The sequence below is a fragment of the Rhodanobacter ginsenosidimutans genome, assembly GCF_042655685.1.
In the GTDB taxonomy this organism is placed as follows: Bacteria; Pseudomonadota; Gammaproteobacteria; order Xanthomonadales; family Rhodanobacteraceae; genus Rhodanobacter; species Rhodanobacter ginsenosidimutans.
This window is the reverse complement of sequence record NZ_JBHSMM010000001.1, coordinates 655,297-678,015: the sequence shown is the minus strand read 5'-3', so window position 1 is coordinate 678,015 and position 22,719 is coordinate 655,297. Positions and strand designations below refer to the sequence as shown.

15 protein-coding genes are annotated in these 22,719 nt (G+C 65.3%); 6 read left to right on the top strand and 9 right to left on the bottom strand.

What is annotated here, in order from left to right; all coding sequences use genetic code 11:
- Window positions 1-252 precede the first annotated feature (252 nt).
- The 3 genes from sucD to ACFPK0_RS02865 all read right to left on the bottom strand — a co-directional run bounded on the left by sucD (window position 253) and on the right by ACFPK0_RS02865 (window position 3,612).
- Window positions 253-1,125: a succinate--CoA ligase subunit alpha gene (sucD, locus tag ACFPK0_RS02875; protein ID WP_056082207.1), complete on the bottom strand. Its 873-nt coding sequence runs from the start codon at window positions 1,123-1,125 to the stop codon at window positions 253-255.
- Window positions 1,126-1,139: 14 nt separating this feature from the next.
- The gene (gene sucC, locus ACFPK0_RS02870; RefSeq protein ID WP_056606091.1) at window positions 1,140-2,303 is read right to left on the bottom strand and encodes an ADP-forming succinate--CoA ligase subunit beta; all 1,164 of its coding nucleotides are present in this window, start codon (window positions 2,301-2,303) and stop codon (window positions 1,140-1,142) included.
- A 214-nt stretch (window positions 2,304-2,517) separates the two neighbouring features.
- Window positions 2,518-3,612, bottom strand: a complete 1,095-nt coding sequence (locus tag ACFPK0_RS02865) for a mechanosensitive ion channel family protein (RefSeq protein ID WP_056082215.1) — start codon at window positions 3,610-3,612, stop codon at window positions 2,518-2,520.
- A 215-nt stretch (window positions 3,613-3,827) separates the two neighbouring features.
- Between ACFPK0_RS02865 and ACFPK0_RS02860 the strand changes: the two genes are divergently transcribed.
- A complete protein-coding gene (locus tag ACFPK0_RS02860; protein ID WP_056606098.1) occupies window positions 3,828-5,477 on the top strand; it encodes a sensor histidine kinase in 1,650 nt (549 codons plus the stop codon).
- A 53-nt stretch (window positions 5,478-5,530) separates the two neighbouring features.
- A complete protein-coding gene (locus ACFPK0_RS02855) occupies window positions 5,531-6,922 on the top strand; it encodes a sigma-54-dependent transcriptional regulator (RefSeq protein ID WP_056084080.1) in 1,392 nt (463 codons plus the stop codon).
- 186 nt (window positions 6,923-7,108) lie between these two features.
- On the opposite strand, the gene ACFPK0_RS02850 is transcribed toward ACFPK0_RS02855, so the two are convergent.
- The 3 genes from ACFPK0_RS02850 to ACFPK0_RS02840 form a co-directional block, all read right to left on the bottom strand.
- The gene (locus ACFPK0_RS02850) at window positions 7,109-8,683 is read right to left on the bottom strand and encodes a response regulator (RefSeq protein WP_235577609.1); all 1,575 of its coding nucleotides are present in this window, start codon (window positions 8,681-8,683) and stop codon (window positions 7,109-7,111) included.
- A 79-nt stretch (window positions 8,684-8,762) separates the two neighbouring features.
- The gene (locus ACFPK0_RS02845; protein ID WP_056082222.1) at window positions 8,763-9,209 is read right to left on the bottom strand and encodes a response regulator; all 447 of its coding nucleotides are present in this window, start codon (window positions 9,207-9,209) and stop codon (window positions 8,763-8,765) included.
- On the bottom strand, window positions 9,206-10,999 hold the full coding sequence (locus tag ACFPK0_RS02840; protein WP_377338234.1) for a sensor histidine kinase: 1,794 nt from the start codon (window positions 10,997-10,999) through the stop codon (window positions 9,206-9,208). Before ACFPK0_RS02840 ends, ACFPK0_RS02845 begins: the two co-directional genes overlap by 4 nt.
- Window positions 11,000-11,265: 266 nt before the next feature.
- Here ACFPK0_RS02840 and ACFPK0_RS02835 point away from each other — a divergent pair, with 266 nt between their 5' ends.
- Window positions 11,266-13,242 (top strand): M1 family aminopeptidase, encoded by a 1,977-nt coding sequence (locus tag ACFPK0_RS02835; protein WP_377338232.1) that lies wholly within the window; start codon window positions 11,266-11,268, stop codon window positions 13,240-13,242.
- Window positions 13,243-13,298: 56 nt separating this feature from the next.
- Here ACFPK0_RS02835 and ACFPK0_RS02830 read toward each other — a convergent pair whose 3' ends face one another.
- On the bottom strand, window positions 13,299-13,718 hold the full coding sequence (locus tag ACFPK0_RS02830; RefSeq protein WP_377338230.1) for a VOC family protein: 420 nt from the start codon (window positions 13,716-13,718) through the stop codon (window positions 13,299-13,301).
- A gap of 117 nt (window positions 13,719-13,835) precedes the next feature.
- Between ACFPK0_RS02830 and ACFPK0_RS02825 the strand changes: the two genes are divergently transcribed.
- Both ACFPK0_RS02825 and mug read left to right on the top strand, forming a co-directional pair.
- Window positions 13,836-14,447 carry a TetR/AcrR family transcriptional regulator gene (locus ACFPK0_RS02825; protein ID WP_377338228.1) on the top strand — a complete coding sequence of 204 codons (612 nt, stop codon included), beginning with the start codon at window positions 13,836-13,838 and terminating at the stop codon, window positions 14,445-14,447.
- A 17-nt stretch (window positions 14,448-14,464) separates the two neighbouring features.
- Window positions 14,465-15,001, top strand: coding sequence for a G/U mismatch-specific DNA glycosylase (mug, locus tag ACFPK0_RS02820; protein ID WP_377338226.1), 537 nt, complete (start codon window positions 14,465-14,467; stop codon window positions 14,999-15,001).
- A 20-nt stretch (window positions 15,002-15,021) separates the two neighbouring features.
- On the opposite strand, the gene ACFPK0_RS02815 is transcribed toward mug, so the two are convergent.
- Together ACFPK0_RS02815 and ACFPK0_RS02810 are read right to left on the bottom strand one after the other, a co-directional pair.
- A complete protein-coding gene (locus ACFPK0_RS02815) occupies window positions 15,022-17,550 on the bottom strand; it encodes a glycoside hydrolase family 31 protein (RefSeq protein ID WP_377338224.1) in 2,529 nt (842 codons plus the stop codon).
- A 438-nt stretch (window positions 17,551-17,988) separates the two neighbouring features.
- Entirely contained in the window at window positions 17,989-20,052 is a 2,064-nt protein-coding gene (locus ACFPK0_RS02810) for a phytase (RefSeq protein ID WP_377338222.1), read from the bottom strand.
- 243 nt (window positions 20,053-20,295) lie between these two features.
- Here ACFPK0_RS02810 and ACFPK0_RS02805 point away from each other — a divergent pair, with 243 nt between their 5' ends.
- Complete coding sequence (locus ACFPK0_RS02805; RefSeq protein WP_377338220.1) at window positions 20,296-22,677, top strand: TonB-dependent receptor plug domain-containing protein; 2,382 nt, start codon at window positions 20,296-20,298, stop codon at window positions 22,675-22,677.
- Window positions 22,678-22,719: the final 42 nt, after the last annotated feature.

The window sequence follows — 22,719 nt, the reverse complement described above, 5'->3', positions numbered from 1 at the left end:
AAAACGTTTCCGGAAAAATGGACGGCCATGGTAATCCATAGCGTTGGTCAAGAACCTTATCGCAGCTGCGGGATGCCGCGATCGGCCGTCCAAATGGCTGCGGCCCAGCATGCCAAGAGCGCCCTCATCCGCCCTGTCGGGCACCTTCTCCCGCGAGCGGGAGAAGGGAATGGTCGTGAGCCTTTCAACCGTGCCGGGAAAACAAAAGGCCGCGCAATGCGCGGCCTTTCATCAACAACGTGCCATCACGGCTTACTTCATCAGCTTGGCGAGCGCCTTGCCCAGGTCCGCGGGCGACTTCACCGTGGTGACGCCGGCCTTCTCCAGCGCGGCGAACTTCGCTGCGGCGGTGCCCTTGCCGCCGGAGATGATCGCGCCGGCGTGGCCCATGCGCTTGCCCGGAGGGGCGGAGGCACCGGCGATGAAGGAAACCACCGGCTTCTTCACGTATTCGCCGATGAACTCGGCGGCGTCTTCCTCGGCGCTGCCGCCGATCTCGCCGACCATGATGATGCCTTCGGTCTGCGGGTCGTCCTGGAACAGCTTCAGGCAGTCGATGAAGTTCAGGCCGTTGATCGGGTCGCCGCCGATGCCGATCACCGTGCTCTGGCCCAGGCCTTCGTTGGTGGTCTGGAACACGGCTTCATAGGTGAGCGTGCCGGAGCGCGAAACCACGCCGACCTTGCCCTTCTGGTGGATGTGGCCGGGCATGATGCCGATCTTGCATTCGCCGGGGGTGATGATGCCGGGGCAGTTCGGCCCGATCAGCACCACTTCCGGATGCTGGGCCAGCACGTTCTTCACGCGCAGCATGTCCAGCACGGGGATGCCTTCGGTGATCGCCACGATGGTCTTGATGCCGGCGTCGATCGCTTCGAGGATGGAATCGGCCGCGAACGGCGGCGGCACGAAGATCACCGACGCGTCGGCGCCGGTTTCCAGCACGGCTTCGGCCACTTCGTTGTAGACCGGCAGGCCGATGTGCTCGGAGCCGCCCTTGCCCGGGGTCACGCCGCCCACGATCTGGGTGCCGTAATCAAGGCACTGCTGCGCATGGAAGGTGCCCTGCTGGCCGGTGAAGCCCTGCACGATCACCTTGGTGTTCTTGTTGACGAGTACGCTCATGTTTCGATTGCTCCTCAGGCCTTGGCCGCAGCCACGGCTTTCTGGGCCGCGTCGTTGAGATCATCCGCCGGCGTGATCGCCAGGCCGGAGTTGGCCAGCAGTTCGCGGCCCTTCTCCACATTGGTGCCCTGCAGGCGCACCACCACGGGAATCTTCAGGCCCACTTCCTTGACCGCGGCGATGATGCCCTCGGCAATCATGTCGCAGCGGACGATGCCGCCGAAGATGTTGACCAGGATGCAGTTGACCTTGTCCGAGGAGGTGATCAGCTTGAACGCCTCGGTCACGCGCTCCTTGGTGGCGCCGCCGCCCACGTCGAGGAAGTTGGCCGGCTCGCCGCCTGCCAGCTTGATCACGTCCATGGTGGCCATGGCCAGACCGGCGCCGTTGACCATGCAGCCGATGTTGCCATCCATCGTCACGTAGTTGAGGTTGCTCTGCTGCGCGGCGGCTTCGGCGGCGTCTTCCTGGGTCAGGTCGCGCATCGCGGCCAGGTTCGGATGACGGAACTCGGCGTTGTCGTCGGAGTTGACCTTGCCGTCCAGCGCGGCGAGGTTGCCGTCTTCCAGCACGGCCAGCGGGTTCAGCTCGACCAGGGCCAGGTCCTGCTCGTTAAACAGCTTGTACAGGCCCAGCATGATCTTGGTCAGCTGGTTGACCTGCTTGTTGTTGAGGTCCATCGCGAAGCCGAGCTGGCGGCACTGGTACGGCTGCAGCCCTTCGACGAAGTCGACCACGATGGTGTGGATGTCTTCCGGGGTGTCCTTGGCGACCTGCTCGATGTCCACGCCGCCGTGCTTGGAGGCGATGAACGAAACGGCCTTGGAGTCGCGGTCGACCAGGATCGACAGATACAGCTCGCGGGCGATGTCGGTGGCGTCGGTCACCAGCACCAGGTTCACCGGCAGCGCGCGGCCGGCCGACTGGTAGGTTTCCATGTTGGTGCCCAGCATCGCCTTGGCGGCGGCGCGCACGTCATCGAAGCTGCGGCAGAACTTGACGCCGCCGGACTTGCCGCGGCCGCCTGCGTGGATCTGCGCCTTGACCATCCATTGCGTGCCACCCAGTGCCTTGGCGGCATCGACGGCAGCGTCGGGGGAGTTGGCGACCTTGCCCGGCGGCACGGCGATGCCGTATTGCGCGAACAGTTCTTTGGCCTGGTATTCGTGGAAATTCATTCGATACCTCGAGCGAACGGGGGAACATGGTGGCCGCACACGGTGCGGCGGCGTGGGTCACGAAGGCGGAAAGCGGGAAGATCGATGCCGTTGAAACGGGCAAAATCCACGCGATTCGGCCCGCCATTTTCGCGGATGGGGGCCGCAATGGAAAGAGCCAGCCCCCAAAGCGAGGCCCGGCGCGGCCTGCGCGGCGCGAAAGCCCCGGCCCGGCCTAGCCGGCAGGGCTCGTGCCGCCCTCCGCGGCCGGCACGTAAACCGCCCCATCCGCCCGCAAGGTGCGCACGGGCACCGCGAAGGTCAGCTCAAGCGCTTCCAGCCGTTGCATCAATGCCAGGTTGATGCCCTGCTGGATATCCATGTAGACGTTGTAGTCGGGGCTTTGCACGATGTGCACCACCTCGAAATCCAGCGAACTGGGGCCGAATCGCTGGAAGTGGGCCCGGTCCAGCCGGGTGTTTTCCACGGCGCCGACGATATCGCGCACCGCCTCGACCACCTGCTCGACCTTGCCGCGCGGCGTGTCGATCGGCAAACCGAAGCCGAACACGATGCGCCGCGTCTGCATGCGGCTGTAGTTGCGGATGGTCTGATCCAGCAGCATCGAGTTGCTGATGCTGATCTCCTCGCCGCTGAGTGATCGGATGCGGGTGGTCTTGATGCCCACGTGCGCGATCGTTCCCAGGAAATCGCCGAACTGGATGAATTCGCCGATCTCGAACGGCTTGTCCAGGCCGATCGCCAGCGAGGCGAACAGGTCCTTCAGCACGTTCTGCAAACCCAGCGCCACCGCGATGCCGCCAATGCCCAGGCTGGCCACGAACGCGGTCACGTTGACGCCCACGTTGTCCAGCACCGCCAGCAGCAGCAACGCCCACACCATGGTGCGCGCAAACCAGCTCAGCATCGTCATCACGACCGGGTTGCCCGCGCCTGTGCCGGTACGGCGGAGGCTGCTGGCCGTCCATGCGCTGATCGCATGGCTGGCCCACAGCCCCACCTGCAAACCGACGACGAGAAACATCAGGCTGTCGAGCCAGCGCGCCACCTGTGGCGACGGCTGCAGCACATGCAGCCCGATCAGTACGAAAAGCAGGAAAAGCAGGGTGGCGCTGGTCAGTTTGAGTACCGAGGCCATGATCGTCAGCGCGGCGCTGCCGGTGCGCTCGGCCAGTTTGCGCAAGCGGGTCGACACCACGCGCAACACGCCGCGAGTCAGCAGGAAGCCACCCAGCGTCACCAGCGCGGCATAGGCCCAGCGCAATACCGGGATGTGGAAAAACTGATGCCCTGAAAGCCAGTCATGCATGGCGTTCTACCTTGTTCGGGGAGAGGGGGGCGGAGCAGCCGGATCAATCACGGCATGCGGTTGCGCAGACGGCCATGCTCGCAAATGCCCGCGCATGGCTCAACCCGCGACGCGGCAGCTGGCGCCTGCCAGCACATCGAAAAACCGTGTTCCACGCACTGCGCGCCTGGCGCGCGCCGCTTATACTCGCGCAACTGCCACGGAGTGCCTTGCGAATGTCCAGCACGTCACTTTTGCCCGCCTCCAGCGGACCCGCCACGACGTTCTACAACGAACTTACCTTTCTCAACGTTTTCCGCCTGGTCCAGGCGCTGGTCTACATGGGGTTGGCCTTCAGCCCCACGGGACTGGGCTGGCCCAACGTGCCCGACCCCGCCTTCGCCCACCACGTGGCCGAGGCCTATCTGCTGTTCGCGCTGGTGTCGCTGCTGCTGAACCGGCGCAGCATGCCGCATGCCCGGCTCGCGGTTTCAGTGGCGCTGGTGGTGGATATCGGCGGCGCGCTGCTGGCGATCACCGCGATGCGCGAAGCCCATATCGGCATCGCCATGATGCTGGCAGTGAACCTCAGCGCGGGCGCGCTGATCCTGCCGCTGCGCCTGTCCAGCTTTTTCGCGGCGCTGGCCACGCTGGGCACCCTCGGCCACACCTTGCTGGACACCAGCTCCGCGGGTGCCGGCGACCGCGACCTGCTGGAAGCGGCACTGTTCGGCCTGGCCTACTTCGCCACCACCACGCTGTGCCACGTGCTGGGCCGGCAACTGCGCGCCACCGAGGCATTGGCCGAGCAGCGCAGCACCGACCTGGCCAACCTGGCGCAGGTCAACGAGCTGATCATCCGCCGCATGAAAACCGGCGTGCTGCTGGTGGACGACGCCAACCGCATCCACCAGATCAACGAATCGGCCTGGATGCTGATGGGCAACCCCGGCGCCGACCAGCGCGACCTGGGGCAGCTGGCGCCGGAACTGTCGCGCCGCCTGTATCACTGGATGACCTCGGGCAAGCTGGACGAAACCGCCACCCAGCTGGCCGACGGCGTGCCCGAGGTGGTGCCGCGTTTCTCGCGCCTGGCGCCGAACGACGACTCCCACGTACTGATCTTCCTGGACGACACTTCGCTGCTGTCGCGCCGCGCCGAAGAGCTCACGCTGACCTCGCTGGGCCGGCTGTCCGCCTCCATCGCGCACGAGATCCGCAACCCGCTGGCGGCCATCCGCTACTCCGCGCAGCTGCTGGCCGAATCGAAAAGCATGGACAGCACCGACCAGCGCATGGTCGAGATCATCAACAACCACTGCATCCGCCTCAACGAGATCATCGAGAACATCCTGCAGCTGTCCCGGCGCGAACGCTCGCGGCCGGAAACGCTGGACCTGGGCCACTGGGCGCAGTCGTTCGTGGAGGAATACAAGCAGGGCAACGACATCGGCGCCGACACGCTGCGCGCAGTCACCAACAGCGATGTCGAGGTCGCCGCCGTGGCCGACCCGCAGCAACTGCAGCAGGTGATCTGGAACCTGGTGCAGAACGCGCTGCGCTATGGCCGCATGCCCGGCCAGGCGGCGCGGGTGCTGGTGGTGGCGCGCCGTGGCGAACATGGCGTGCCCATCCTCGAAGTGATCGATCGCGGCCCCGGCATCGCGCCGAAAGTGGCCGCGCAGATTTTCGAGCCGTTCTACACCACCCACGAATACGGCACCGGCCTGGGCCTGTACCTGGCCCGGCAGATGAGCGACGCCAACCAGGCCGCGCTGGAATACGTGCGCGTACCCGGCGGCGGCAGCTGTTTCCGGCTGGTGCTGACGCCGCCGGCGCGCAATCCGGCCGACGCGGAGGTAGCCGATCGCGCCGCCACGCGTTGACCTTTCGCCCTGCCCTAGTAACCTGCACAGCACCGTTGCCAACCAAGAAGCCCATGACTGCACAGACCGTTCTGGTCATCGACGATGAACGCGACATCCGCGAACTGCTGACCATCACGCTGGGCCGGATGGATCTGCAGGTTGACGCCGTGGGCACCGTCGCCGACGCGCGACGCGCGCTGGCCGAACGCACGTACGACCTCTGCTTCACCGATATGCGCCTGCCCGACGGCAACGGCCAGGAGATCATCGAACTGATCGCCGAAACCTGCCCGGACACACCGGTGGCGATGATTACCGCCTACGGCAACGTCGACGCGGCGGTGACCGCGTTGAAAGCCGGCGCGTTCGACTTCGTCTCCAAACCGGTGGACATCCAGATGTTGCGCGGCCTGGTACGCACCGCGCTGCGGCTGGCCGAGGAAAAGCGCAACGGCGGCGGCGCCACCAAGGCCGGCGACTTCGGCTCGCGCCTGATCGGCGACTCGGCGGCGATGCAGCAGGTGCGCACCACCATCGCCAAGCTCGCCCGCAACCAGGCGCCGGTGTACATCGCCGGCGAATCGGGCGTAGGCAAGGAGCTGGTGGCGCGACTGATCCACGAGCAAGGCCCCCGCGCGGCCGGCCCGTTCATCCCGGTCAACTGCGGCGCGATCCCGTCCGAGTTGATGGAGAGCGAGTTCTTCGGTCACCGCAAGGGCAGCTTCACCGGCGCCGGCGCCGACAAGGAAGGCCTGTTCCAGGCAGCGCAGGGCGGCACCCTGTTCCTCGACGAAGTGGCCGAACTGCCGCTGCACATGCAGGTGAAACTGCTGCGCGCGATCCAGGAGAAGGCGGTACGCGCCATCGGCGGTCGCGACGAGATTCCGGTGGACGTGCGCATCCTCTCGGCCACCCACAAGAACCTCGGCCAACTGGTTGAACAAGGCCAGTTCCGCCAGGATCTGTTCTATCGCATCAACGTGATCGAGCTGCGCGTGCCACCGTTGCGCGAGCGTCGCAGCGATGTGCCGCAACTGTCCGGGTTCATCCTGCAGGCACTGGCCAGCAAGAACGGCGGTGGCGTCGGGCAGCTGTCCGCCGAAGCGAAACAGGCGCTGGAAGCCTACGATTTCCCCGGCAACGTGCGCGAACTGGAAAACATCCTGGAACGCGCCATGGCCATGTGCGACGGCGAACGCATCGACGCCGCCGACCTGATGCTGCCGCAGCGGACAGCTCGCCCCAGCCCCGAACCCGCCGCCGAACCCGCGCTCGGCCAGCCGCCGGCAGCGCCGGCACCGGGCGCCGATGGCGGTCTCGACGACTACATCAGCAACCTGGAACGCACCGCGATCATCAAGGCGCTGGAAGAATCCCGCTACAACAAGACCGCCGCCGCCAGAAAGCTCGGCATCACCTTCCGCGCACTGCGCTACAAGCTGAAGAAGCTGGGTATCGACTGAGGCTGGATAACCTTCCCTCCTTCTCGTGGAGGATGAGCCAGAACCCGCCATCTGCTTCGCCCCCTCCACTGCTTGCAGGGGAGGGTTGGGGGTGGGGTTCGCTTTTGATCTTCTCCGCCGGCCCGGACAACCCCCTCCCAACCTCCCCCTGCGCGCAGAGGGAGGAGACAAGAGGGCTGCACTGGCTCACGCGTTCGAGGCCACCGCCTGCAGCGCCTTGCGCAAGGTACGCAGCAGTACCTGGGTCACCACGGGCTTGTCGACCACGAACAGGTTTTTCAGCGACGGCAGTTCGTTCGGGTCGGGCGGCGCGTCGGGGCGGGCCAGCAGGATCACCGCGCCGGCGTAGCCGTGGTCGATCAGGGCGGCCAGGGTGCGCACACCGGTGAACAGGTTCATGTCGGCGTCGAGCACGACCAGGTCGGGCAGGCCGCAGGCTTCGATCCATTGCAGCGCGGCGGTACCGCTCTGGCTGGCGTGCGCCTCGTAGCCGTAGGCATCGAGGGTGTCGACCAGCAGGGACAGCTGGCCGGCCTCTTCCACCACCACCAGCACGCTTTCGGCGGCACCATCCAGATCCTCTTCCAGCGCGGTGTCGGTATCGGCGGCCAACGCTTCCAGCGGAATGTAGAGATCGAAACGGGTGCCGCGGCCCGGCGCGCTGTCCACCCGCATCACGCCGCCATGGCTGCCCACGATACGCTTGCACGACATCAGACCCAGGCCGGTACCGGTTTCCTTGGTGGTGAAGAACGGCTCGAACAGGTGCTCCAGCACGGCGCTGTCCATGCCCGGGCCGCTGTCGATCACGCTGATGCGCAGGTAGCGGCCCGAATGCGGCTGTTCGCCGGCCATGAAAAAATCGACGGGAAGCTCGGCCTGGCTGGTCTGGATGCGCAGCCTGCCGCCGTCGGGCATCGCCTGGATGGCGTTGAGGCAGAGATTGAGCAGGCACTGCTGCAGCTCGGTGTGGTTGCCCTCGAACGTCAGCTCGGGGTCCTCGATCGCCAGCTCCATCGCCACCGAGCGGGGCACGCTGCCCTGCATCAGCAGGTCCAGCGCGCTGAACAGTTCGCCCAGCCGCACCTGTTCGGCGCGGCGTGCGCCGCGGGCGAACGACAGCATCGACTGCACCATGTCCAGGCCGCGCTTGCCGCAATCGCGCACCAGCTTGCCCAGCCGCGCCAGCCGCGGGTCGTCTTGGTAATCCTGCAAGCTGTCGCCGGCCAGCAGCAGGGGCTGCAGCAGGTTGCGCAGGTCGTGGCTGAGGCCACCGGCCAGCATCGCCAGGCTTTCGAAGCGTTGCGCGCGGATCAGTTCGGACTCGGCGCGGCGGCTGGCGCGGCGTGCGGCAGCCTCGGCCAGCGCGCGGCGCACGGCGCTGGCCAGCCGGGCCGGGTTCTGTTTCAGGATGTAATCGGTAGCGCCGTTGCGCAGTGCCTCGATCGCCGCCTCCTCGCCCAGGGTGGCGGAGACGAAGATGAAGGGCAGATCCTCGTCGTGCCGGCGCAGCAACTCCAGCGCGTGCTGGCCGGAGAAGCCCGGCAGGCTGAGGTCGGACAGCACGATGTGCGGCTTGAAGTCGCGCAGGGCGGCGCTGAAATGGGCTTCGTCGTCGACCAGCAGCACTTCGTAGGGAAGGCCGTCGTCGTCGAGCTCGGCCAGGACCAACTCGGCATCGAGATGGTTGTCTTCGACCTGCAGCACGCGAACGACCGGCATGGTGCGCGACGTTTCGTTTGACCCGGTGTGCTCCGCCATGATCCTCGTCCTTTCAACCCGCACCTGCGCGTTTTCAGTAGCCACCCAGCGCGGCCGTATCGCCCTGACTCGCGTTCGCTCAGTCCTGTTCGGGCGCCTGGTTCAACACGGCCCAGAACTGGCCCAGCGTGCGCACGGCGTCGAAGAACTGGTCCACGTCGACCGGCTTGATCACGTACGCGTTGGCGCCCAGGTCCCAGCTGCGCGCCAGGTCGCTTTCCTCGCGCGAGGAGGACAGGATCACCACCGGTATACGCCTGAACTGCTCGTCATTGCGCATCTGGGTAAGTACGTCCAGGCCATTCATGCGCGGCATCTTGATGTCCAGCAGCACCACCGCCGGATCGCCGGGTTCGCGCGTGGCCCAGGCGCCGCGCGCATAGAGGTAGTCGAGGCATTCGACGCCGTCTTCCACGTGCACCACCGGGTTGGCCAGATGCGCCTCGCCCAGCGCATCCATCGCCATTTCCGCGTCGGCGGCGCTGTCTTCAACCAACAGGATGGTTCGCAGGTCTTTCTTGTTCATGCCTTGTCTCGGGTTTGTGAGCCGGCCAGGTCGGTGGCCGGCAACGAAAAGTGGAAGTGGGCTCCGTGCCCGGGTTCGGCTTCGGCCCAGACGCGGCCGCCATGGCGTGCCACGATGCGCCGGACATTGGCCAGGCCGATGCCATTGCCCGGAAACTCGGAAGCGCGGTGCAGGCGCTGGAACACGCCGAACAGTTTGTCCGCATACTGCATGTCGAAACCGGCGCCGTTGTCGCTCACGGTGAACTGGTACTCGCCCTGGCGACCCTGGGTCGCGCTGACCTCGATCTGCGCCACGTCGCAATGGCCGGTGTACTTGACCGCATTGCCCAGCAGATTCTGCCAGACGGTGCGCAGCATGTTCTCGTCGCCGATGACCATCGGCAGCGGCTTGATGGTCCACACGATGCGCCGGTCCGGTGCGCCCGATTCGGCCAGCGCGCTGGCTTCCTCCACCAGCGACTGCATGTCCACCGCCTGCAGCCGCAGCGCACCACGGCCCAGGCGGGAAAACACCAGCAGGTCGTCGATCAACAGCGCCATGCGCTGTGCCGAGCCGCCGATGACATCAATGTAGTGGCTGGCCTTCTCGTCCACCCGTTCGCCCAGGTGCTGCTCCAGCTTGCGGGCGAACCCGGAGATGTGCCGCAGCGGCGCCCGCAGGTCGTGCGATACCGAATAGCTGAACGCCTCCAGCTCGCGGTTGACGTCGGAAACCTGCGCCACCTTGCCTTCCAGCTGGCGGTTGAGGTCGTTCACCTGCTGCTCGGCCAATGCGCGCGTGGTGACGTCGCTGACCGTCAACAGCAGCGTGGGCGCGTCGGTGTCCAGTTTCTGCAGGCGGCGCGCGTTGATCACCACGTGGCGATCCATGCCGTCGACGGTGCGCTGGATCATGTCGTAATCCCACAGCTCACGGTCGCGCAGCAGCACATCCTTGAGACGTTGCAGCAGCACGCTGTCCTGCCACGCGCCTTCGCCGATCTGCGCCAGCGGCATTGAGCGCTGCCCGGCGTCCATGCCGTACAGCTCGCTGAAGGCGTTGTTCACCAGCAGGCTGTTGAGGCTCTCGTCGAACAGCGCGATCGGCTCGCGCACGGCCTGGAAGATCAGCTGCGAGCGCAGCACCGCCCGGCCCTCACGGGTCTCGGCCAATCGCCGCTGGCCGATCTGCCGCTCGGACATGATCACGATGATCATCAGCAGCACGAGCTGGGCCAGTGCGGTGATCGACAACACCACCCGGCCCGTAGTGGCCTGGTCGCTGGCGATGAGCTGACGCTCCGTCAGCAGGTTGTCCTCGTTGGCCACGATCGCACTGATCCGCGCGTTCATCCCGAACAGATCGTCGCCATCGCGCAATGATTGCCGCGCACCGGCGGCATCTCCCTTGTCCAGCCGGGCCTGCGCCTGGGTCATCAGGGCGATGCGACCGTTGACGCTGCTTTCCAGTGCACTGACCAGCGCCTGTTGCTCGGGGCTGTCGCGCATCATCGCGTGCAGGGCCGGCAACAACTCAGCCGCTTCGTTTGCTGCCCTTGCCGCCCGCTGACGCACGGCATCGGTGGCGTCGCCCGCCAGCAGGCGATAGCTGGCCGCCTCGCTGTCGTGGATCACGTACGCGATCCGGTAGGTAAGTGCCTTGACCTCGTTGGAATGAATGACCCACGCGTTGGCGCGCACGGTGTCGCGCTGACCGGACAGCGTCACGATGTATGGCAGGCCCACGATGATCATCATCGCCAGCAACAGCCCGGCCGTGCGCCAGCGCACGATACCGTTCAATTTCATGTGGCTCGCGTCATCGGCACGACCTGCCGCAAAGGGAAATATTCTTCATTCTTGCATGCTTTTGCAGGCTGTCCAGCTGGCGAGGTAACGTTGCACACGGCCCGCGCCTCGTGCGGACGGCTGACACAGGTGTCTGATTTTCGGGGAAAAGACCTGCCGTTGCCAGCGCCCGGCACTATCCGCAAGCCACCGGGCGCGCGGCGTACGCCATGGCCTGTGGAGGTTGTGGATATCATCCCTGCCTTGCCCCTTTCCCCGAGGTATCCATGACTCCATCCACCGCGCGCGTCCTGTTCGGCAGTGTCCTGTTGTGGCTGGCCATGCCGGTCACGGCTGCCACGGCCGATAGTGCCGCGTTCAACCCGCAGCAGGCGTTCGCACCGTTCGATTACCCGCAGCCGGCAACCGCTTACCGCTCCGCCAGCGGCAAGCCCGGGCCGGCGTACTGGCAGAACCGCGCCGACTACCACATCACCGCCACGCTCGACCCGGCCAGCCGCGAGCTCGGCGGCAGCGAAGTGATCAGCTACACCAACAACAGCCCTGACGCGCTGGACGTGCTGTGGCTGCAGCTGGACCAGAACCGCTATCGCAAGGATGCCCGCGGCGCCTTCACCGGCGACAAGTTTCCCACCGAGTTCACCGATGGTTACCGGATCGCATCGGTGGCCGTCGAAGACGCGCACGGCCGCAAGCAGGCGGTGAAGTGGGTGGTCTCCGATACGCGCATGCAGGTGCGCCTGCCTGACGCGTTGCCGGGCCACGGCGGCAAGCTGCGGCTGCACGTCACATGGAGCTTCACCGTGCCCGGGGAGTTCGGCGGCCGCATGGACGTGAACGCCAGCAAGAACGGCGAGATCTTCGAGATCGCGCAGTGGTATCCGCGCATGGCCGTCTACGACGACCTGCGCGGATGGGACACCGCGCCCTACCTCAACAGCGAGTTCTACCTGGAGTACGGCGATTTCGACTATTCGGTCACCGTGCCGTCAAACATGATCGTGGTCGGTTCCGGCGAGCTGCTGAACCCCGAGGACGTGCTGACGGCCACCCAGCAGAAGCGGCTGGCGCAGGCGCGACACAGCGACAAGACGGTGATGATCCGCACGGCAGCGGAGGTGGTCCAACCGTCCAGTCGTCCAAAGGCAGGCGGAACGCTGACCTGGCACTTCCGCATGCAGAACACTCGCGACGTGGCCTTCGGCGCCTCGGCCGCCTATGTGTGGGACGCGGCGCGCATCAACCTGCCCGAGGGCAAGACGGCGCTGGCGATGTCGGTGTATCCGGTGGAAAGTGCGGGCCCGCAGGCCTGGGGTCGGGCCACCGAGTTCCTCAAGGCGTCCACCGAATATTTCTCCAGGCAGTGGTACCCGTACCCGTGGCCAGTGGCGATCAACGAAGCCGGCACCGCCGGCGGCATGGAATATCCCGGCATCACGTTCGATTCCAAGCGGGCGAAGGGCAAGAGCCTGCACATGGTGATTGCGCACGAGATCGGCCACATCTGGTTTCCGATGATCGTGGGCAGCAACGAGCGCCGCGATGCGTGGATGGATGAAGGCTTCAACACCTTCATCGACGTGTACGAGGACGACGCCTTCAACCACGGCGAATACGCACCCAAGCGCGACAGCGAATACGCGCCCGGCGGCGGCAACCCCGCCGACGAAATCGCCAAGGTGATGTTGGACACCGACGCGCCGCCGCTACTGATCGGCGCCGACATGGTGCCGGAGAAATACCGCCACCCGATCACCTACTTCAAGGCCGCCTTCGGCATGGTGCTGCTGCGCGAGCAGATCATCGGGCCGGAACGGTTCGACCCGGCCTTCCGCCGCTACATCGCCACCTGGGCGTACAAGCACCCCAGCCCGTCGGACTTCTTCCGCTTCATGGAAAGCGAAACCGGCGAGGACCTTGGCTGGTTCTGGTGCGGCTGGTTCCAGCACAACTGGACGCTGGATCTGGCGGTGCAGAAGGTGGCTTACACCGATGGCGATTACCGCAAGGGCGTCGACGTCACCATCGCCAACCTGGACCGGCTGGTGTTGCCGGCCACGCTCGACGTGGTCTACGACGACGGCAGCAAGCAGCAGGTGCGCGTGCCGTGGGAAACCTGGCAGCAGCATCGCCACTACGTCGTCCACGTGGATGGCACGCGCCAGGTGTCATCCGTCAGCATCGACCCGGATCATGCCCTGCCCGATCACGACCGCAGCAACAACAGCCTGCAGGTGAAGTAGGCCGCTGACGGCAACGGTGTCCTGCCTGGCATGGGCACCATTGCTTGGCGAAACACTCAGTCGGTCAGGGTGCAGACGAATTCAAGGCGCGTCCCGCCCGGTTCGCGCACCATGCAGTGCATGCGTGATCCTCCGGCGGCCACCGGTTCCGGCGCAAATTCGGTCTGCACGCCGGGCCAGGCCGACACGCGGGCGTAGATGTTCTGCAGCGTCGACGCGTCGGGCACTTTCAATGCCAGGTGATGCAGGCCGATGTTCTTGCGTCGATCGAACGCGACCGTGGTCGCGGACTTGTCGACCTCCCACAGGGACAATCCGACGGTGCCATCGGAGACGAATACCGCCGGGTACGCCGGTACACCGCCAATGACCTGCCACCCCAGGCATTCGACAAAGAAGCGGCGGGACTGCTCCAGGTCACCCACCGTGAGGCCGATGTGGTCGGCCCCCACTGTTTGCGCATGCTGCTCTTGCATGAATCAACTCCTTGCCCGGAAAACCCGGATTGCAGGCCGCCCTGTGAATTTTGTACTTCGTCGGATAATATTTAGACCGGCGCCGCAGGTCAATGTTTCCATACGCAACGGTACAAAATGAACGAAACAGCAAAGAAGCCACGCGGACGACCGCGCGCCTACGAACCGCAGGTTGCCCTGCGACAGGCCACGGGCGCGTTCTGGAAGTCGGGCTATGCCGCAACCTCGCTCGACGACATCACGGCGGCGACCGGCATGAACCGGCCCAGCCTGCGCGCGGCGTTCGGCGACAAGCGCGCGATCTACCTGCAGGCGCTGGCCGACTACTGGGAACTGCAGCTTGCCGCGATGCGCAAGGCACTCGACGGCGACCATGCCCTGGAAACCGCACTGATGCGCGTCTACGACGCGGCATTGGCTATCTATTTCTCCGGGGACGGCCCGGCGCGCGGCTGTTTCGTGGTGGGTACGGCCATCACCGAAGCGGTCGACGACCCCGAGGTGCGGCGCTGCGTGATGGATGGCTTTCGCACGCTCGACACCCGTTTCGAAGCCCGCCTGCGCCGTGCACGCGACAGCGGCGAACTCGGCAGCGATACCGACCCGACCGCGCTGGCCCTGCTCGCCACCGCAACCCTGCACACTCTGGCGCTGCGCGCCCGCGCCGGCACCTCCCGCAAGGACCTGCGCACATTGGCGTCGAAGGCGGTCGGCGTGATCTGCGGATGAACCCTCGGTGGCAAAGCATGCATGGCGAGGCCGAAGGCACATCGACGGCATTGCCGGACCTCATGGCGACGCAGCTTGCCGTGGTGTTCTGTGGCATCAACCCGGGCCTGATGGCTGCCGCCACGGGACATCATTTCGTCGGGCCGACGAATCGTTTCTGGCGCGTTATCCACCTGGCGGGCTTCACCCCGGACGAAATCCGGCCCGAGGACGATCGGCAGATTCTCCGTTACCACTGTGGTCTGACCACCGTTGTCAGCCGGCCCACCGCCAGCGCCGACCAGCTGGCGCCCGAGGAATTCGCCTCCGCCGCCGCTGAATTCCGGCGCAAGATCGAGCACTACGCGCCACGCTTCGTGGCCTTCCTGGGCAAGGCGGCGTATGCCGCGTTATCAGGCCGTCGAGAGGTCAGCTGGGGACGGCAGGCCGACCTCATGGGCGGCGCAATCGTCTGGGTGCTGCCCAACCCGAGCGGCCGCAATCGAAGCTTCCGACTCGACCGTCTCGTGGCGACCTACCAGCAGCTTCGGCTGGCGGTGAGCGCCGCGCCATAACGCACCCTGCGTGAGTCACCTCACTGGTGCAGGGCGTCGATGCTGGCCGCCTTTGGTTGATCGGCAATGGTGAAACGCAAGGTGCGCGCGGCACGGTCGGACACCGCGTCGACGCGCCGCCCACCGACCATCGCGTGGCCTGCGCCATCCCAGCCATGGATTGTCACTGCCAACTGCTTCCACCATGGCTTGAACCGGCCATCGCGCGCCGCGAAGTCGATACGCACGCCATCGGCGCCCACCGTGCAACGAAGCGTCTGGCGCAGGAAACCCTGCTTGCGGTACGCCATGCTGTGGCCGTCGTCGGCATACAGCTGGCCATGACAATCGGCGCCGGGATAGACGTCTATCTGCAACGCACCGGCTGGCGTTTGCGCGGTGCTCTGCACCAGCGGCTGGCGCGGCAGGATGCTGCCGGCGCGCACGAAGACAGGCAGCTTGTCCAATCGCGGCGTCTCTTTCACCACGATGCTGCTGGAGCGTTTCTCATTGGTGGCCTGCGATGCCGACTGGATGGTCGGGTTGGCGCCATCGACAGCCGCACCATCCACCGCCAGCCCGGTCCAGTAGTCGTACCAGCCGCCCGCCGGCAGGCAGACGTCGTAATCCTGCGGCGATTCCGGATTCGGCGGCGGCGCCACCAGCAGCTGGCTACCTACGGTGAACGCCATCGACTGATCGCACGAGGCGCTGATCGCGTCCGGGTAATCGTAGAAAACCGGCCGCATGATCGGATCGCCCAGACGCGCGTTCTGGTCGGCCAATGCATAGAGATAAGGCAGCAGGCGGTAGCGCTCCTCCACGTAATGCCGGCGGATGGCCAGGTGTTGCGGCCCATCCACCCACGGCTCGGCCCGCGGCGTGCCCTTGGCTGCATGGTCGCGGAATACTGGCGTGAACGTGGCGATCTCGAACCAGCGCGTCAGCAGGTCGGCGCTGGGGCCGCCAGTGAAACCGCCGACGTCGGCGGCGCTGTATGAGAAGCCCGACAGGCCCAGGTTGATCAGTTGATGCACCGACAGCTTCAGCTGATCCCAGGTGGAGCCGTTGTCGCCGGTCCAGGTCACCGCGTAGCGCTGGCCGCCGGCGTAGCTGGCGCGCGTCATCACGAACGGCCGCTCGTCCGGGCGCAGCTTGCGCAGCCCGTCATAGGTGGCGCGCGTGTTCTGCATGCCGTAGACGTTGTGGATCTCGGCATGGCTGGCGTTGCGATGGGCGAAATCGTCGCTGGCGATGCGGTGGACGGTGTCCAGCGGCATCGTCTTGGTCGGCGTCTCGAACACTGCCGGCTCGTTCATGTCGTTCCAGAAACCGGCAATGCCGTCGGCCACGAACGGTCGGTACAAGATGCCCCACCAGTCGCGCACGCTGGCCTCGGTGAAATCGGGAAACACCGACGGCCCCGGCCACACCGGCGCCACGTAGACCGAGCCATCCGGGTTGTGCACGAACGCATCGGCTGCCGTGCCGCTGTCGTACGGCGCGTAGCCCTCGCCCGGCGCGTGGGCGATGTGCGGATCGGTGATCGCCACCAGCTTGATGCCCTCGCCGCGCAGTTCGCGCACCAGCCCCGGCATGTCGGGAAACGCCTGCCGGTTGACCGTGAACGGGCGGTTGCGGTCCTGGAAGTCGATATCCAGCCAGATCACGTCGGCCGGAAACCGGTCCGCACGCAAGCGCGCTGCCACCTGCCGCACCTCGTCGCCGCTCATGTAGCTGTAGCGCGACTGCTGATAGCCGAACGCCCACTTCGGCGGCAACGGCGCCTTGCCGGTGAGGTCGGTGTAGCGGCGCACCACGTCCGCCGTGGAGGGGCCGGCGATGAGGTAATAGTCGATCGGGCCGTCGGGCGCGCCGAACGCCAGCGTGTCCGCATCGCGATGGCCGAAGTCGAACCAGCTGCGCCAGCTGTTGTCGAACAGGATGCCGTAGCTGCCGCCTGAACCGCCCACGCCGATGAAGAACGGAATCGACTTGTAGATCGGATCGGTGGCGCTGCTGAAACCGTAGGCGTCGGTGTTCCAGTCCACATAGCTTTGCCCGCGCCGATCCAGCGAGCCACCGGTCTTGTCGCCCAGGCCGAAGATGTGTTCGGACAGCGGCAGCTGCTTGCGCAAGGTGAAAGCGCGTCCGTCTCCATCAAATGGCTGGGCCGCATCGGCCGAAATCGTGCGGCCCTGCAAATCTTCCACCACCATCCGCAACGACAGTGGATCGATGCGCACGCGCAATGCCTTGGTGGAAAAGCCGTCAGCATGACTTTCCACGGCGACGCGCGCGCGGCGAACCTCGGCCGGCACCGCCCAGCTGGCGTCTTCGGGGAACACGCCGTCGCGCGCGATCCGCACGCGGATGATGTGGTCGGTCAACGCCGTCACGCGCAGCGACACGGCACCGAGCGCCAGCTCCACGCCGTCGCGGCGATGGTCGAGGTGGGATGCGCGCTCCACGCTTCCGTTCGCGGCGATGGTGGAGGCAAGACTTCCGCCCGCCGCAAACAGCAGCGCGAGGGCGGCGATGACGCGAATCAACCGGATTTTTCTGGTCACGTTTCGATCTCCCCATGGCCAGGCATGGATGACATGTTTCGGAGGTGGTCGCGAGCGTCAGCAGCCAGCCATGCGGGGCTGGCGTTCACGCACAGACGCTCCGGCGGCCAGCCAGGGGAGTCTCGCATGGCAATCCGGCTTCGTTGCCCCCGACCGGCCCTCTTCGCGCATGAATACGTATGCACTCGCCACGCAAGCACCGGCCTTCCCCATGCACCGGTCGCCACAACCAATCTCCGGACAAAAAAAGGCCGGCGCACCCGCCGGCTCTCATTGACCTCTGCTCACCCGTTCGCACAATTGGGCAGCAGGCTGCTGCCCGAATGCTTACGGCTCTGGCGATTCACCGGAGAACGCTCACGCGAATCCATCACCTGTGTGATCAACCCGCTTCCGGCCATCCATGGCCGGGCTGAGAGGTTGAGAAATCACAACCTCTCAGCGCATCTCCAACTTCAGTACCTTGGCAATCGACTCCCATGGCACGTACTTGTAGTTCTGGTTTTGCGAGGGCAGGACGTTGCGACCGTCTTGCGCCACCATGGCGCCGTGCTCGAAGCCAGGGCCCAGGTTGCGGCTGCTGACGTCGAGGCCGTCGGTTTCGGAGATGCCATCGATGCCGCGCGCGCCGTCGGCCACCACGGCGAATGAGCCCAGGTAGGCGTGATCGCCTTCGCGGCGGTACACGGCGTACGTGTCGTTGCCTTGGCTGGAAACCACCACATAGCCGCGGCCATTGCCCAGGTCGTAGATGCCCATGCCTTCGATGTCATCCTTGATCGCGGGGTTGCTTTCCACGCGGTCGACCGCCGTCATCGCGCTGCCGCCGTCCGGTTCGGGATCCATCTTCCACAGCGCCACGTCTTCCTCGCCCACGAACAGCGCGCCGCCGATGTCATCAGCCACGCAGCCCTCGGCCTGGCTGGGGATCTTGAACTCGCGCACCTGCGCGGTACGCACCTTGCCATTGCCCGCATCCCGCAGTTCCCACTGCCGCATCAGGCCATCGCCGCTGTTGATGAAGACGTACGTCTTGTGGCTTTTCGCGCTGCGGTACATGCACAGGCCGTACGGATCATCGAGGCCGGTGGGCTGCACGCCATCGGCCACGTTGACGAGTTGGCGCACGTCGCCATCGAGACGGTAGATCGCGATCGACTTGTGAGTGCGATCGCTGGCGGTCACCAGCGTGACCTTTTTGCCGCCCAGGCTGAAACCATCGCGCAGGTCCGTATTGTTCATCTTGCCGTCGGGCAGGAATTGCACCAGGTCACCCTGCATGTCGTACACCACCATGCCGGCCTTCTTGTCGGTGGCCACTACCAGGCTTTTCGCAGGATCGGTCGGGTGGGCCCAGATGGCCGGGTCGTCGGCCGCATCGCCGTAGCTGCCGACAGGGCGGGTTTCCACCAGGGCGGTCACCGTGGCGATGGCAGGTTTCGGTGCGTTGCGCGGGTCCTGCGGCGTGCCAGACGAGAGCTTCAGCGCGCTGGCCACGTCGGCCATCGATACCAGCTTGTAGTTGCTGCCGCCATCCTCGTCGCCGATCAGCAGCACGCCATGCGGAAAACCGCTACCAAGCGCGGCGCTGGTGGCAAACAGCGGGCCAAGATCGGCTACGGTGTCCTTCTGGTCGCCAGCGCTGACACTGAAGCTGCCCAGGAGCGCGTTGTCGTGGGCGCGGTCGTAGACATTGATGCGGCCCTCCGAGGTGTTCGACACCAGCAGCCACTGGCTGCCCTTGCCGCCGTCGTACAGCGCTACGCCTTCGTTCTCCTCACCCAAATGGCCCAACCGCGGCGCGTCCACCAAGGTGGCGGCGAGGTCTGCCTCCGGATTGCCGTTCAGATGCCAGACGCCCACCGTCTGCTCGTTGATATAGACGTCACCGGCACTGTTGGCGGTGCACTGTTTCAGCTTGGAGGGCAAGTTGATGCGGCGCACCTGGCGCGCATCCAGCTTGCCCTGGGCGTTGGCGTAGATCATCTGTTGATCCACCTCGCCGCCGTCACCGATCACGAAGGCGTAAAAGGCGTTGTCCAACTGGCTGCGATAGAGGCAGACGCCCTCGACGGCGAAGTCGAGCGGAATGGCGCGGGCGCCGGCTTCGACGGGGGTGTCACCGTGCATGGTGAACAACCGCAGGCTGTTGCCGGTGGATTCGACCGCGGCCAGGATGGTTGTGGGTTTGCCGTTGAGCGAAAAGCCGTAGCCCACGTCCACTCCCGCCACCTCGCCGGCAGGGGTGCTGTGCTGGCTCGCGCCGTCCATGCCGAACACTTGCAGCCCCCCCAGCGCCGCGGCCGCAACGACGTGTGCCTGACCGTCGGGACCAGCCACCACCACGGCCGCATTGGCCTTGCCGCTGCTGGTCGGCTGTGTCTGCACGCGTGCAGGGACGGTCGTCGTCCCCGTCGCTGGAGCGCTGCGTGTTGCGCCGCCGCAACCCACGGCGCCGAGCGCGAGGGTTGCCACCAAACCGTAAAGAAACAGTGCTTTCATCCCCAACTCCTCGCTATCGGCCACGCCCGTGCGCGGCCGTTTAGCCAACCATACGGGAGAAGATTACCATTTGCACGAAAAATTCCAAGAGTGTTGCAAATTAGAAAATTTATTCGTAATCTACGTTTGCCAGATGCTTCGCCATGGGGGCGCAGTCGAAGTTGGCACGTCTTCGGGGGTAGATGATCCATGACCACTTTTCGCCGAAATGCGTTGCACGCAGCCCTGCTTTTGAGCGGGTGCGTGCTCGCCACACCCGGCTTCGCTCAGGACGCCGGCGCCGGCACCGCAGCCAGCGACAACGAGCAAGCCGCAGCCACAGAAGATAAAAAGACCATCGACCTGCAGGGCATGGTCGTGACCGGCAACATCGAATACCGCAGCCACATCGACATTCCCGCGCCGGTGCTGGTGTACGACCAGCAGTTCTTCGCCAAATTCGAGCCGGTGTCGGTGGGCGACCAGTTGCGCCGCGTGCCGGGTGTGGCTTTCGTCGGCGACGTGGGCGAATCGGTGGCGCCGGAAATGCGCGGCCTGGGCAACGGCTACACACAGATCCTGATCAATGGCCGCTCGGTACCCGGCATCGGCAACGATCGTTCGGTGGCCGTTGACCGTATCCCGGCTGAAATCATCGACCGCATCGAGATTGTGCGTTCGCCGTCGGCGGAATTCGACAGCCAGGGCGTGGGCGGCACCATCAACATCATCCTGAAGGACGGCGCCACGCTGCCGCCGGGCGTGATCGTGCGCGTTGGCGAGACATGGGACAAGAAGACCGGCAGGATCCGGCCCAACGCTGCGTTTTCGTGGTCCGGCGGCAACGACGCGAAGAACCTTTTCTACTCGTTGACGTTAGACGCGCAAAAACGCTTCAACGAGAAGCATGCCATCCAGGAAGTAGTCGACGGCAATACCGTCGGGTTCGCCGGCGCGATCGCCGCCCACAGCAACGGCCACGACCTGCAGAGCTGGAACAACGCCGCCAAGTCGCGTGCGGCGTCTCGCGAGGAGCAGGGCGATACGCGCGAATCGAGGGACCTTTCCTTCAATGGCGACCTGACCTGGCTGCTCTCCGACATGACCAGCCTGCGGGTGGACGCGTTCGCGATGCAGACGCGCCGCGATGAATACGAGAACACGCGTACCTACGAGGGCGACGGCACCGTGGGTGGCCTGGATCTGCAGAATCCGGAGCGCAAGTTCGAAAAAACGCCCATGGACGAAGACAGCTACGGCCTGTCGGCCGTGTTCAACACGTCGTTCAACGACCAGACCGATTTCGAGGCCTACCTAGGCCGCAACAGCACCAAGGGCAGCACCGTAAAGCACTACTTCAAAGACACACCCGATACCAAGGATAAGGTCAAAGGCACCTCGGCGGACGACAAGAATTGGCAGGCCGACGCCTCTGTCACACGCCGCATGCCGGGTCTAGCCAAGTCGCTGGGCATCGATGCGGCGACGCTGAAAGTCGGCGTGCAGCTGAAGAACAAGGACCGCACGTTCACCGAGTCGGAAATATCCGGCCTCAGCAAAGCGAAGCAGAAAGGCACGGCGGGCGATTACCAGTACGACGAAAACCGCTTCGACACGTATGCCAAGGTGGACTGGAACCTGTCTTCCGCGGTGACGTTAACCACCGGCGTGCGCGGCGAAAAAACGCGGACGAGCCAGAACTTCGTCACGACCGAATCCACCAACGGTGTGGCGGACGGGCAAACGAGGGGCAGTGCCGACAGCCACGCGTTCATGCTCAATCCATCAGCGCATCTGCAGTGGAAGCTGACTGACGCGGACCAGTTGCGTTTCAGCGTCGCGCGTACCGTGCGCCGGCCCGGCGTCGATCAGCTGGTGCCTTCGATCACACTCGAATCGCCGGGCGACTACGACGTTACAATTGGCAACCCGAATCTGAAGATGGAACGCGCGCTCGGCTTCGATCTGGGCTTCGAGCACAACATCGGCAAGAGCGGCGTAGTGGGCGTGAACCTGTTCCAGCGCAACATTACCGATCTCATCGGCATGGTGCGGACCCTGCGCCCGGTGACCGACGCTGGCCAGGACCCGGACGATTTCCCAGGCGGGCTGTACAGCTTCCAGAACATCGGCAAGGCCAAGGTCCGTGGTGCCGAGTTCGATCTGTCGATGCCGTTGACCTTCATGGGGATGGACCACACCGGCGTGTTCGGCAATTACACGCGGTTGTTCTCCAAGCGCCTCAATCCGATCACGAATCGCGACACGACCATCGATGACCAGCCCTCGTATGTCTACAACGTGGGCGTCACTCAGGAAATCCCTGCGTGGAAAGCCAGCTTCGGCGCCAGCTATCAGAAACAGGGCCCGGCCTACCAGCACAACTCGCCGGGCGAAATGCAGAGCACCATCTACGGCGGCAACCTCGAGCTGTTCCTGGAGAAGCGATTGGGCAAGTCGTACGTGGTTCGCCTGACCGGAAACAATCTGCTGGACTCTTGCAGCCAGCAGCTGGAGCAGGATTTTGCCGGTGACGATGCCGCCGAGATGATGGCCAACAACCGGGCATACAACGTCGATTTTATGGAGCTGGAACGTGAATGCTCCTCGCCACGTTGGTCACTGACGTTGCGCGCCGTATTCTAAATTACCGTCCCCACGGTGGCTGGCGGCGGTCCCTCGGGATCG